Below are 13,980 nucleotides of genomic sequence, written 5' to 3'. Positions count from 1 at the left end.
TCACTTCCCGAGTTCGTCGTCGAGCAGTTCGAACAGTTCCTCGGCGGTCGCCGAGTCGAGCGCGGGACCGGTGTCGGCGGGGCGCTCGTCCGCGTCCCAGGCCCGCACCAGGGAGCGCAGCCGCACCGAGATCGCGGCGCGGTCGCCCTCGGGCGCCGCGGCCAGCAGCCGCTCCACCCGGGCGAGTTCGGCGTGCAGGTCCACCCCGTCGCCGCCGAGCAGCGCCACCAGCCGGTCGGCCACCGCCTGCGGCGTCGGGTGGTCGAAGATCAGCGTGGCGGGCAGGTCCGCGCGGACGCGGGCGCCGAGCAGGTTGCGGAACTCCACCGCGATCAGCGAGTCGAACCCGAGGTCCTTGAACGCGACGGTCGGGTCGACCTCCTCGCCCGCCTGGTGCCCGGCCACCTGCGCGGTGGTCGCGAGGACGAGTTCCAGCAGCAGCCTGGTCCTGGCTGCCGGGTCGGCGGCGGCCAGCCGGTCGTGCCAGGTGTCCGGCTCGGCCGCGGCCGGCAGGGACCTGGCCTGCGGGACGCCGGTGAGCAGCGGCGACGGTCGGGCCGCGGTGAAGCCGGGCGCGAACCGCGCCCAGTCCACGTCGGTCACGGTCACCGCGGCGGCGTCGCGCTCGACGGCGTGCCACAGGGCGGCGACGGCGCGCTCCGGGTCCAGCGGGGTGAACCCGCTGCGCCGCAACCGGTCCGCCGCGCCGGGGTCGCGCGCCATGCCGGCCTCGGCCCACGGGCCCCACGCGATCGAGGTGGCGGGCAGGCCCTCGGCGCGCCGCCGTTCGGCGAGGGCGTCGAGGAAGGCGTTGGCGGCGGCGTAGTTGCCCTGGCCCGCCGCGCCGACCGCGCCGGCGAACGACGAGAACAGCACGAACGCGTCGAGCGGCACGTCCCTGGTCAGCTCGTGCAGGTTCTCCGCGCCCCGCGCCTTGGCTCGCAGGACGGCGTCGAACCGCTCCGGGGTCAGGGTCTCCACCACGCCGTCGTCGAGGACGCCTGCCGCGTGCACCACGGCCGTCAGGTCGGGCACGTCCGCCAGCACGGCGGCCAGCGCGTCCCGGTCGGCGACGTCGCAGGCGGCGAAGGTGGTCTCCGCGCCCAGTCCCGCCAGCTCGGCGCGCAGCTCGGCCGCGCCGTCCGAGCGCTCGCCGCGCCGTCCGACGAGGACGACGTGCCGAGCGCCCGCCGCGGCGACGGCCCGGACGACCCGGCGGCCGAGCGCACCCGCGCCACCGGTGACCAGGACCGTGCCGGAGGGGCGCCAGGTGCGGGTGGTCGGGCCGCCGGGCGCGGGCGTCAGGCGGCGGGCCACCACGCCGGCGGCCCGGAGGGCGACCTGGTCCTCCGCGCGGCCGGCGAGCATGCCGGCGAGGCGTTCGGCGGACCGGGCGTCGAGGACCGGCGGCAGGTCGACCAGGCCGCCCCACAGGCCGGGGTGCTCCAGCGCGACCACCCGGCCGAGGCCCCACACCGCGGCCTGCGCCGGGTCGGGGCGCTCGCCCGCGCCGGCCGGGACCGCGCCGCGGGTGAGGACCCACAGCGGTCCGGTGGCGCCGGTGTCGCCGAGCGCCTGCACCAGGCCGGCGGTCGAGGCGAGGTTGCGGCGGGCGTCGGTCCCGGCGGAGGCCAGGGACACCACACCGGTCGGCACGCGATCACCGACGACCTCGCGCAACCGCACGGCGACCGCCGCGCGATCCGCGCCCGCCGGGACGGACAGGTGCACGACCTCCGCGCCGTGCGACGCCAGGGCCGCCGCGACCGCGAGGTCCTGGCCGGCGCGATCCGCCCCGTCGGAGGCGAACCCGGCGAAGTCCTGGCCGGCGGGATCGGCTCCGGCGAGGTTGGCTCCGGTCAGGTCGGCCCCGGTGTCCTCGGTGACCAGCAGCCAGGCGCCGTGCAGCAGCGCCTGCCGGTCGGCCACCGGCTCCCAGGCGTCCCGGTAGCACCAGCCGTCGAGTTCGGCCGCCTCCCGCGACTTCCGGCGCCACGCCGACAGCGCCGGCAGCACGCCCGCGAGGGCCGCGTCACCGCCGAGGTCCAGCGCGGTCGCGACGGCGGCGGTGTCGGCGCGGTCGACGGCGGCCCAGAACTCCGCCTCGGCCGGGTCGGTCGACGCGGGTGCGGCAGCCGCCGGTTCGGGCCAGAAGCGCCGCCGCTGGAACGCGTAGGTGGGCAGGTCGACGTGCGTGGACCGCGTGCCGAACCACCCCGTCCACCCCACCGCCGCGCCCGAGACGTGCAGGCGCGCCACGGCGGCGGCCAGCGCGTCGGGTTCCGGCCGGTCGGCCCTGGTCAGGGCGACGACCACGCGGTCGGCCACGACATCGGCGGCCAGGGCGCCGAGCACCCCGTCCGGTCCGACCTCGACCAGGGTGGCCGCCCGCACCCGCCCGAGGGCGTCGGCGAACCGGACCGGCATCCGCACCTGGTCGACCCAGTAGTCCGGGGTGTCGATGCCGTGCTCGCTCGGCGCGGTGGGCACGATCGGCACCGCGGGCGCGGTGAACGCGAGGTCGGCGAGCACCGACCGGAACTCCGCCAGCACCGGGTCCATCCGGTGCGAGTGGAACGCGTGCGACACCACGAGCCGCTTGGTCCGCTCGAACCGCGACGCCACCGCGTCGACGGCGGCCTCGTCACCGGAGACGACCACGGCGGACGGCCCGTTGACGGCGGCGATCGACACGCCCTCGCCGAGCAGCGGCAGCACGTCGGCCTCCGCCGCCCGGATCGCGACCATCGCGCCGCCCCCGGGCAGCTCCTGCATCAACCGGCCGCGCGCCGCGACCAGCCGGCAGGCGTCGGCCAGCGAGAGCACCCCGGCGACGTGCGCCGCCGCGATCTCGCCCACGGAGTGGCCGACCAGCGCCTCCGGCCGCAGGCCCAGCGACTCGGCCAGCCGGAACAGCGCCACCTCGAACGCGAACAGCGCGGGTTGGGTGAACTCGGTGCGGTGCACCAGGTCCGAGCCGACGACCTCGTCCAGCGGCCGGGACAGGTGCGGGTCCAGCGCCGACCGCACCTCGTCCCACGCGGCGGCGAACACCGGGAACCCGGCCCGCAGGCCGACGCCCATGCCGACGCGCTGCGCGCCCTGTCCGGTGAACAGGAAGGCCGTGCCGCCGTGCTCCCGGGCCACGCCCTCCACGACCGACGCGGACGGCTCGCCGGCCGCCAGCGACCGCAGCCCGGCCGCCCAGTCGGCGCCGTGCACCACGGCCCGGTGGTCGAACGCGGTGCGCGCGGTGGCCAGCGCGAACCCGGCGTCCACCGGGTCCACGTCGCCGGTCAGCCGGGTGAGCAGGCGGGCGGCCTGGTCGCGCAGGGCGGCCGGGGTCGTCGCCGACAGCGGCAGCAGCACGGGCCGGACCCGCTCGTCCCGCGCCACCGGCTCGACCTCGGGGGCCTGCTCCACGATGAGGTGCGCGTTGGTGCCGCTGATGCCGAACGACGACACGCCCGCCCGGCGGGGCCGCGCGCCCGCGGGCCACGGCCGTTCCGAGGTCAGCACCTCCACCGCGCCGCTCGACCAGTCGACGTGCGGCGACGGCTCGGTCACGTGCAGGGTGCGCGGCAGCAGGCCGTGCCGCAGCGCCAGCACCACCTTCAGCACGCCCGCGGCACCGGCGGCGGCCTGGGTGTGGCCGAGGTTGGACTTGACCGAGCCGACCAGCAGCGGCCGGTCGCGGTCCTGCCCGTAGGCGGCGAGCAGCGCGCCCGCCTCGATCGGGTCGCCCAGCGACGTGCCGGTGCCGTGCGCCTCCACCGCGTCCACGTCGGACGGCCGGAGCCCGGCGTCGGCCAGGGCCGCCCGGATCACCCGCTGCTGGGACCGGCCGTTGGGCGCGGTCAGGCCGTTGGACGCGCCGTCGGAGTTCACCGCGGACCCGCGGATCACGGCCAGCACGCGGTGGCCGTTGCGCTGCGCGTCGGACAACCGCTCCAGGACCACCGTGCCCGCGCCGTCGGAGAACGTCGCGCCGTCGGCGTCGGCGGAGAACGCCTTGCAGCGCCCGTCCGGCGCCAGCCCGCCCTGCCGGGCGAACTCGCCGAACACGCCGGGGGTCGCCATCACCGTCACGCCGCCGGCCAGCGCCAGCGTCGACTCGCCGGACCGCAGCGACCGGACCGCCATGTGCATGGCGACCAGCGCCGACGAGCACGCCGTGTCGACCGTGACGGCCGGTCCCTCCAGGCCGAACGCGTAGGCCACCCGGCCGGACAGGACGCTGGCGTTGTTGCCGACGCCCACGTGCCCGCCGAGGTCGGCGTCCGCGTCCCGCAGCAGCGTGGCGTAGTCCTGCCCGTTGGTGCCGGCGAACACGCCGGTCCTGGTGCCGCGCAGGGTCTCCGGCACGATCCCGGCGTCCTCGAACGCCTCCCAGGAGGTCTCCAGCAGCAGGCGCTGCTGCGGGTCCATGGCCAGCGCCTCGCGCGGCGAGATGCCGAAGAAGGCCGGGTCGAACTCGGCCGCCTCCCGCACGAAACCACCAGCCAGCGCGTACACCCGACCAGTGTCGTCAAGCTGGGAGTAGGCAATTCCCTCGACTTTCCAGCCGCGGTCGGCCGGCGGGCCGGTGATCGCGTCGCCCCCGGCGGCCAGCAGGTCCCACAGCTGGGCGGGGTTCGCCACGCCGCCGGGGAACCGGCAGGCCATGCCGACGATGGCGATCGGCTCGCCGTCGGCGGCGGCGACCAGGGCCTCCTCCGCGTCCACTCCGGACCCGGTCAACTGGGCGACGACGTGCTCGGCCAGGGCCTGGGGGGTCGCGTAGTCGAACACCACGGTCGTGGGCAGCCGCAGGCCGGTGGCCGCGTTGAGCAGGTTGCGCAGCTCCAGCGCGGTCACCGAGTCGGCGCCCAGGTCGCGGAACGGGACGCGCGGCTGGACGTCGGCCGCCGAGCCGAAGCCCAGCGTCGCCGCCACCCGGTCGCGGACCAGGTCCACCGCGGCGGGCACGCGGTCGGCGACGGGCAGGGCGGCCAGCGCGGCGGCGAACCCGGCGTCGGCGGCGGGCGCGGCGCGTTCGGCCAGGGCCCGCACCTCGGGCAGGTCGGCCACGAACGGGCTCGGCCTGCTCGCGGTGAACGCGACGCCGAAGCGCTCCCACTCGACGTCGGCGACGGCGAGCGCCGGCCGCGGACCCGCCATCGCGGTGCGCAGCGCGACGACCGCGACGTCCGGGTCCATCTCCACGAACCCGTGCCGGCGGGCGGTGCGGCCCACCTCGCCCTCGGCCATGCCGCCCTCGCCCCACGGACCCCACGCCACGGACAGCGCGGGCAGCCCGAGGGCGGCGCGGTGCTCGGCGAGGGCGTCGAGGTAGGCGTTGCCGGGCGCGTAGTTGCCCTGGCCGGGCACGCCGAACACGCCCGCGATGGACGCGAACAGCACGAACGACACGAGGTCGCGGTCGCGGGTCAGCTCGTGCAGGTGCCACGCGCCCAGCGCCTTGACGGCCAGCACTTCGTCCACCCGCTCGGGGGTGAGCGCGTCGACCATGGCGTCGTCCAGGGCGGCGGCGGTGTGCACGACGTCGGTCAGCGGGCAGTCGTCGCCGATCGCGTCGAGCACGGCGGCGAGCTGGTCGCGGTCGGACACGTCGCACGCGGCGATCGTGACGCGCGCGCCCAGGGCTTCCAGGTCGGCCCGCAGCTCCTCCGCGCCGGGCGCGTCGGGGCCGCGGCGGCTGGTGAGCACCAGGTGCCGCGCGCCCTCCCCCGCCAGCCAGCGGGCGACGTGCGCGCCCAGGGCGCCCGTGCCGCCGGTGACCAGGGCGGTGGCGGGCGGTTCGGTCCGCTCGGCGGCCCGCACCGGCGGCGCGTGCTCGAAGCGGCGGCCGTGCGCGCCGGTGCGGCGCAACGCCACCTGGTCCTCGCCGTACGAGCCGTCGAGGACGGCGGCCAGCGCCCGGTGGTCGAGGTCGGCGGCGTCGGCGGGCAGGTCGAGCAGGCCGCCCCAGCGCTCGGGGTGCTCCAGCGCGACGACCCGGCCGAGGCCCCACACGGCGGCCTGGTCGGGGCGCCCGGCCGGTTCGGCGGCGGTGACGGCGTGGGCGGCGCGGGTCGCGCACCACAGCGGCGCGGTGATCCCGGCGTCGCCGAGCGCCTGGACGAGCGCGAGCGTGGCCGTGAGACCGCGGGCGGCGCCGGTGCGGTAGGGGCGTTCGTCCGCGCCGAGCAGCGACAGCACGCCCGCGTAGGGCCCGGCCGGGAGCGCGGTGGCGTACCCGGCGCGGTCGGGTGCGGCGGTGTCCAGCGCGACGACCGTGCCGGCGGGGGCGACGCGCGCCGTCCACCCCGGGTCGGGGTCGTCGGCGGGGACCAGCACCAGCCAGTCGCCGGACAGCGGCGGGGCGTCGACCCGCGGGACGGGCCGCCAGGCGACCCGGTACAGCCAGTCGTCGCCCGCCGCGCCGGACCGCGCCAGCAGCGCCAGCGCGTCACCGACGGACATCTCCGGGTCGAGGCCCGCCAGGAAGCCGTCGTCGGCCTTCGGGGCGGTCGGCTCGGGCAGCGGCGGCCAGAACCGCTCGTGCTGGAACGCGTAGGTCGGCAGCGCGGCGGGCGCGACGCCCTCGCACAACGCCTCCCAGCGCACCGGGACGCCCGCCACCCACGCCTCGGCGACCGAGCGCAGCAACCGGTCGGCGTCACCCTCGCCGCGGCGCAGCGAACCGACCACCACGGCGTCGTCGCCGACGACGTCCCGGACGCTCATCGACAGCACCGGGTGCGGCCCGACCTCCACGAACACGTCCGCGCCCGCGTCGGCCGCGGCCCGCGCCGCGCCCGCGAAGTCGACCCGCTCCCGCAGGCTGCGGAACCAGTAGCCGGCGTCGAGGTCGGCCGTGTCGACCGCCGCGCCGCGCAGCCCCGAGTAGAAGCCCGTGGTCACCGACGCGGGCTCGACGGCGGCGAGGTCGGCCAGCACGCGCTCCTCGACCGCGTCCACCCCGGCCCAGTGCGAGGCGTAGCCGACGGGGATGCGGCGCGCCCGCACGTCCCGCGCGACCAGTGAGGCGACCAGCTCGTCCAGCGCGTCCACGTCGCCGGACAGCACGACGGCGCGCGGGCCGTTGACCGCCGCGACGACCGCGCGCCCGGCGAAGCGCTCCAGCAGCGGCTCCACCTCGGCCCGCGACAGCGCGACCGACGCCATGCCGCCGCGGCCCTCCAGCACCTCGGCGATGGCCCGGCTGCGCAGCACGACGACGCGGACCGCGTCCTCCAGGGACAGCGCGCCCGCCACGCAGGCCGCCGCGATCTCGCCCTGCGAGTGCCCGATGACACCCGTCGGCTCCACGCCCAGCGCGCGCCAGGTGTGCGCGAGCGACACCATCACCGCGAACAGCGCGGGCTGCACCACGTCGACCCGCTCCAGCGCGTCGGCGTCGCCCAGCACGTCGAACAGCGACCACGGCACGAGCGCGGACAGCGCCGCGTCGACCTCGTGCATCCGGTCGGCGAACTCGGGCGACCCGGCGACCAGCTCGCGGGCCATGCCGACCCACTGCCCGCCCTGACCGGGGAACACGAACGCGACCGGGCCGCGGTCGGCGGCCGTCCCGACCACCAGGCCGGGGTGCAGCTCGCCGCGGGCCAGCGCGGCCAGCGCGCCCGCCCGGTCGTCGCCGAGCACGACGGCCCGGTGGTCGAACCGGGTGCGGCGGAGCAGGGCCGCGCCGACCGCCGCCGGGTCGTGGTCGTCCAGGTGGGCGGCCAGCCGGGCGGCCTGGGCGCGCAGCGCGGCCTCCGTGCGGCCGGACAGCACCCACGGCGCCACGCCGTCGACCGGCGCTTCGAGGTCGGGCAGCGCGGGGGCCTCCGCGGGCGGGGCCTGTTCCAGCACGGTGTGCGCGTTGGTGCCGCTGATGCCGAACGACGACACGGCGGCCCGCCGCACGCGACCCGCGTCCGGCCACGGCACGTTCCGCGCAGCCAGCTCGACCGCGCCGGCGGACCAGTCGACCTCGCCGGTGGGCTCGGTGACGTGCAGGGTGCGCGGCACGACGCCGTGCCGCATCGCCTCGACCACCTTGATGATCCCGGCGACACCGGCCGCCGCCTGGGCGTGGCCGATGTTGGACTTGACCGAGCCGAGCAGCAGCGGTCGCTCCCGGTCGCGGCCGTAGGTGGCCAGCAGCGCCTGCGCCTCGATCGGGTCGCCGAGCGGGGTGCCGGTGCCGTGCGCCTCGACCACGTCCACGTCGGACGGCGTCAGACCGGCGTTGGCCAGGGCGGCGCGGATGACGCGTTGCTGTGACGGGCCGTTGGGCGCGGTCAGGCCGTTGGACGCGCCGTCCTGGTTGACCGCGCTGCCCTTGACGACCGCCAGCACCTCGTGCCCGTTGCGACGGGCGTCGGACAGCCGTTCGAGCACCAGCACGCCCACGCCCTCGGCCCACGCGGTGCCGTCGGCGTCGGCCGAGAACGCCTTGCAGCGCCCGTCCGGGGCCAGCCCGCCCTGCCGGGAGAACGTGACGAACTCCAGCGGCGTCGACATCACCGTGACGCCGCCGGCCAGCGCCAGGTCGCACTCCCCCGACCGCAGCGCCTGCGCGGCCAGGTGCAGCGCGACCAGCGACGACGAGCACGCCGTGTCGACCGTGACGGCCGGTCCGACGAGCCCGAGGGTGTAGGACAGCCGGCCGGACAGCACGCTGCCCGCGTTGCCGGTGTTGAGGTGCGCGGCCACGTCGATGCCGGAGTGCAGCAGCACGCCCGCGTAGTCCTGGCCGCCCGCGCCGACGAACACGCCGACGTCGCCGCCGCGCAGCCCGACCGGGTCGATCCCGGCGGCCTCCAGCGACTCCCACGTGGTCTCCAGCAGCAGGCGCTGCTGGGGGTCCATGGCCAGCGCCTCGCGGGGCGCGATGCCGAAGAAACCGGCGTCGAAGTCGGCCGCGTCGCGCAGGAAGCCGCCCGCCCGGACGAACTCCGGCTCGTCCGGGTCGCGCAGCTCGGGGACGTCCCAGCCGCGGTCGGCCGGGAAGCCGGTGATCGCGTCCACCCCGTCGGAGACCAGTCGCCACAGGTCCTCGGGCGAGCGCACGCCGCCCGGGTAGCGGCAGCCCATGCCCACGATGACGACGGGGTCGTCCGCCTGCTCGGCGGTCCTCGGCGTCGCGTCGAGCAGGACGGGGGCGCCGCCGCCGATCTCGGCCGCCAGGTGCTCGGCCAGCGCGCGCGGCGTCGGGTGGTCGAAGACCAGCGTCGAGGGCAGGGTCAGCCCGGTGGCCGCGTCGAGCCGGTTGCGCAGCTCCACGCCGGTCAGCGAGTCGAACCCGAGGTCGCGGAACGCGCGGTCCGCGCCGACGGTCGTGCCGGGGTGCCCGAGGACGGCGGCGACGTGCCCCCGCACCGCCTCCAGTAGCGCCGCGACCAGGTCCGGGCCGGTCAGGCCGGTGAACTCGGCGCGGTCGGCGTGCGCGGCGGCCGTGCGGCGGGTCACCGCGGGGGCGAGGGCGCGCAGCAGCGGCGGCACGGTCGGCAGGGTGCGCAGCGTGCGCACGGCGAACTCCTGCGCCACCACGGCCGGTTCGGCGGCGGCCAGGGCCGCGTCGAACCAGGCCAGGCCGCGCTCCGGGGTCATCGGCGGCATCCCGGCGCGCGCCAGCCGCTGCCGGTCGGCGGCCGACATGCCGCCCGCCATGCCGGCCGGCAGCGCCCAGGCGCCCCAGGCGATCGACACGGCGGCCCCGCCCCCGGCGCGGCGGTGCGCGGCCAGGGCGTCCACGAAGGCGTTGCCGGCGGCGTAGTTCGCCTGCCCGGCCGCGCCGAGCACGCCGGCGAGCGAGGAGAACAGCACCAGCGGGACGTCGGGCAGCAGCTCGTGCAGGCGCCACGCGCCGTCGGCCTTGGGCCGCATCGCGGTGGCCAGCCGTTCGGGGGTCTGCGCGGCGATCACGCCGTCGTCGAGGACACCGGCCGCGTGCACCGCGCCCGTCAGGTCGGGCACGTCCGCCAGGACGGCGGCCAGCGCGTCGCGGTCGGCCACGTCGCAGGCGGCCACCGTGACGCGCGCGCCCGCGCCGGTCAGCTCGGCGACGGCTTCGGCGACGCCCGGCGCGTCCGCGCCCCGACGTCCGGTGAGGACCAGGTGGCGGACGCCGCGGGCGGTGACGAGGTGGCGGGCCAGGACCAGCCCGAGCCCGCCCGTGCCGCCGGTGACGAGGACGGTGTCGCCCAGGTCCAGGGGTTCGCCCGGGGTGTCGGCGCGGACCAGGCGGGCGGCGGTCGGGACGCCGTCGCGCAGCGCGAGCTGCGGTTCCCCGGTGGCGACGGCGGCGGGGAGGAGGTCGGCGGGCCCGTCGAGGTCGACCAGGGCGAGCCGGTCGGGCGCTTCGGTCTGGGCGGACCGCACCAGGCCCCACACCGCGGCTTCGGCCGGACCGGTCCCTCGCGTGACGAGGGCCAGCCGCGCGCCGCGTGGCGCTTCGGCGAGCCAGGCGCGCACGGCGGCGAGGGCGGTCGTGGCGGCTTGGCGGGCGGCGGCGGCCGGGTCCTCCCCGGCCGGGGTGATCGGCAGGACCGTCACGTCGGGCGCGCCGGCCGCGAGGACCGCGGCGAGGTCGGGGTAGCGGGTCGCGCCGGGCACCTGGACGGTGTCGCCGACGGTGGCGGCGGTGGGGGTGGGGGTGCCGAGGTCGACCGGCTGCCACTCGACGCGCATCAGCCCGGAGACGTCCGGCGTGATCACGTCGGCGAGGCTGCGCACGGTCAGGCGGCCCACGGTCAGCACCGGCGCGCCGGTCGGGTCGACCACGGTGATCGAGGCGCTGTCCGGGCCGGTCGGGGTGATCCGGGCGCGCACCGACGTGGCGCCCGAGGCGTGCAGGCGCAGGTCGGCCCACGCGAACGGCAGCCGGCCCTCGTCGCCGCCCATCGAGGAGGCGCTGAGGGTCTGCACCACGGCGTCCAGCAGCGCGGGGTGCAGGCCGAAGCCGTCGGCGGTGCGCGCGTCGCCGGGCAGGGCGGCCTCGGCGAACACCTCGCCACCCCGCCGCCACAGCGACCGCAGGCCGCGGAACAGCGGGCCGTAGTGCCCGCCCGCGCCGCGCGTGACGTCGGCGTGGAAGTCCGCCACCGACAGCTCCTCCGCGCCGACCGGCGGCCACTCCACGTCCTCGACGGGCGCGGGAGCGGGCGCGGTGAGCACACCGGTGGCGTGCAGGGACCAGTCGGCCCCGTCCTCGCCCCGCGAGTGGATGGCGAGGGCGCCCCCGTCCTCGACGCGCACCTGCACGACGACGCCACCGGACTCGGGCACGACCAGCGGCGCCAGGAGCATCAGCTCCCGGACACCGCTCAAGCCCACCGCGTCACCCGCGCGGACCGCGAGTTCGACGAACACCGACCCCGGCAGCACGGCCAAGCCGCCCATCCGGTGCTCGGCCAGCCACGGGTGCGAGGCCAGGGACAGGCGGGCGGTGAACACGTGGCCACCGGTGTCGGCCAGGCCGACGGACGCGGCGAGCAGCGCGTGACCGGTCGGTTCGACGCCCGCCGCGGCCAGGTCCAGCCCGGCGCCGGTGACGACCGGCCAGAACCGGCGGCGGCGGAACGCCGTCGTCGGCAGGGCGACCCGGCGCCCGCCGGGGGTCGGCGCGGTCAGGTCGACGGGCGCGCCGGCGGTGTGCAGCCGACCCAGGGCGGTGACGACGGCGGTCGGCTCGTCGTCGCCGCGCAGCAGCGGGACGGCCACGACGTCGGCGGCGCCGCGCACGGCGGCGGACAGGGCGGTGCCCGGCCCGACCTCCAGCACGGTCGAGACGCCGCGCTCCACCAGGGCGGTCACCGCGTCGGCGAACCGGACGGTGTCGCGGACCTGCCGGACCCAGTACTCCGGTGAGTCCCACTGCCCGTTCGCGGTCGGCTCGTAGGCGATGCGGGGTGCTTCGAACGCGATCCCGTCCAGGACGCGGCGGAAGTCGTCCAGCACCGGGTCCATCAACGCCGAGTGGAACGCGTGGCTGACCCGCAGCCGCTTGGCCCGGTCGTCCAACCGGGCGGCGACGGCGAGCACGGCGGCCTCCGGTCCGGAGATCACCAGCGACGCGGGGCCGTTGACGGCGGCGATCGAGACGCCGTCGACCAGCAGCGGCACGACGACCTCTTCGGACGCCGCCACGGCCACCATCGCGCCGCCGTCGGGCAGCGCCTGCATCAGGTTCGCCCGCGCCACCACCAGGCGGCAAGCGTCGGCCAGCGAGAACACACCCGCCACGTGCGCGGCGGCGATCTCGCCCACCGAGTGCCCGACCAGCACGTCCGGCTGGACCCCCCAGGATTCGAGCAGCCGGAACAGGGCCACCTCGACCGCGAACAACGCGGGCTGCGCGAACCCGGTCCGGTCCAGGTCGCCGTCCCGCAGCACCTCGCGCAGCGACCAGCCCGACTCGGCGTCGAGCACGGCCGCCACCTCGTCCAGCGCGGCGGCGAACGCCGGGTGCCGGTCCAGCCCGAGGCCCATCCGGGCGCGCTGCGAGCCCTGCCCGGCGAACGCGAACGCGAGCCCGCCGCGACGGGGTTCGCCCTCCACGACCCCGGACGCGTCCCCGCCGGCGAACGCGGCCAGCCGGTCGGCGGCCTCGGTCCGGTCGGCGGCGACCACGACGACCCGGTGCTCCAGCGCCGCTCGCGTGGTGGCCAGGGAGAACGCGATGTCGGCGAGGTCGTCGCCGGCGCCCCGCAGGTGGTCGGCCAGGCGCGCGGCCTGGGCCTGCGCGCCGTCCCGGTCCCGCGCGGACACGGCGAGCGCGAACGGCCCCCGCGCCGACGTCGTCGGCGCCGGGACCGGCGTCGGGGCCGGCTGCTCGATGATCACGTGCGCGTTCGTGCCGCTGATGCCGAACGACGACACCGCGGCCCGGCGCGGCCGGTCGACCGCGGGCCACGCCCGGTCGGCCACGACCAGGTCCACCGCGCCCGCCGTCCAGTCCACGTGCGACGACGGCTCGGTGACGTGCAGGGTGCGCGGGACGACGCCGTGCCGCATCGCCTCGACCACCTTGATGATCCCGGCGACGCCGGCGGCGGCCTGGGTGTGGCCGATGTTCGACTTGATCGAGCCGAGCAGCAGCGGCTCGTCGCGGTCCTGGCCGTAGGTGGCCAGCAGCGCCTGGGCCTCGATCGGGTCGCCGAGCGTCGTGCCGGTGCCGTGCGCCTCGACCACGTCCACCTCGGACGACGTCAGGCCGGCGACGTCCAGGGCCTGCCGGATCACGCGTTGCTGCGACGGCCCGTTGGGCGCGGTCAGCCCGTTGGACGCGCCGTCGGAGTTGACCGCGCTGCCCTTCACCACGGCCAGCACGTCGTGGCCGTTGCGGCGGGCGTCGGAGAGGCGTTCGAGCAGCAGCACGCCCGCGCCCTCGGACCAGCCGGTGCCGTCGGCGGCGTCGGAGAACGCCTTGCAGCGGCCGTCCGGCGCGAGCCCGCCCTGGCGGGAGAACTCCACGAACGGCGTCGGCGTGGCCATCACCGTGACGCCGCCCGCCAGCGCCAGGTCGCACTCGCCCGAGCGCAGCGCCTGCGCCGCCCAGTGCAGCGCGACCAGGGACGACGAGCAGGCCGTGTCGACCGTGACGGCCGGGCCCTCCAAGCCCATCGCGTAGGCGACGCGGCCGGTGGCGACGCTGCCGGAGCTGCCGTTGCCCCGGGTGTCGGAGTCGACGGCGGCGGCCTGGGCGAGCAGGCCGTAGTCGTTGTACATCACGCCCGCGAACACGCCGGTCCGGCTGCCGCGCAACGAGACCGGGTCGATGCCCGCCCGCTCCACGGCCTCCCACGACACCTCCAGCAGCAACCGCTGCTGCGGGTCCGTGCCGAGGGCTTCGCGCGGGGACATGCCGAAGAACGCCGGGTCGAACTCGGCCGCGCCGGTCAGGAACCCGCCCTCGCGGGTCACCGACGTGCCGGGGCGGACGCGGTCCGGGTCGTGCAGGGCGTCGACGTCCCAGCCCCGGTCGAC

Annotated in this window: 1 protein-coding gene (cut by a window edge); it reads right to left on the bottom strand. The window is 77.7% G+C overall.

Going from position 1 to position 13,980, the window contains the following annotated elements; all coding sequences use genetic code 11:
- On the bottom strand, positions 1-13,980 hold the final stretch of the coding sequence (locus tag AB0F89_RS22515; protein WP_367127521.1) for a type I polyketide synthase. It continues 15,129 nt past the right edge of the window; the window shows 13,980 of its 29,109 coding nt (coding positions 15,130-29,109); its start codon lies beyond the right edge, outside the window — the gene reads right to left on this strand; it ends in the stop codon at positions 1-3.

Source organism: Saccharothrix sp. HUAS TT1 (assembly GCF_040744945.1).
Lineage (GTDB): Bacteria > Actinomycetota > Actinomycetes > Mycobacteriales > Pseudonocardiaceae > Actinosynnema.
This window is presented reverse-complemented; position numbering and strand designations above follow the sequence as displayed.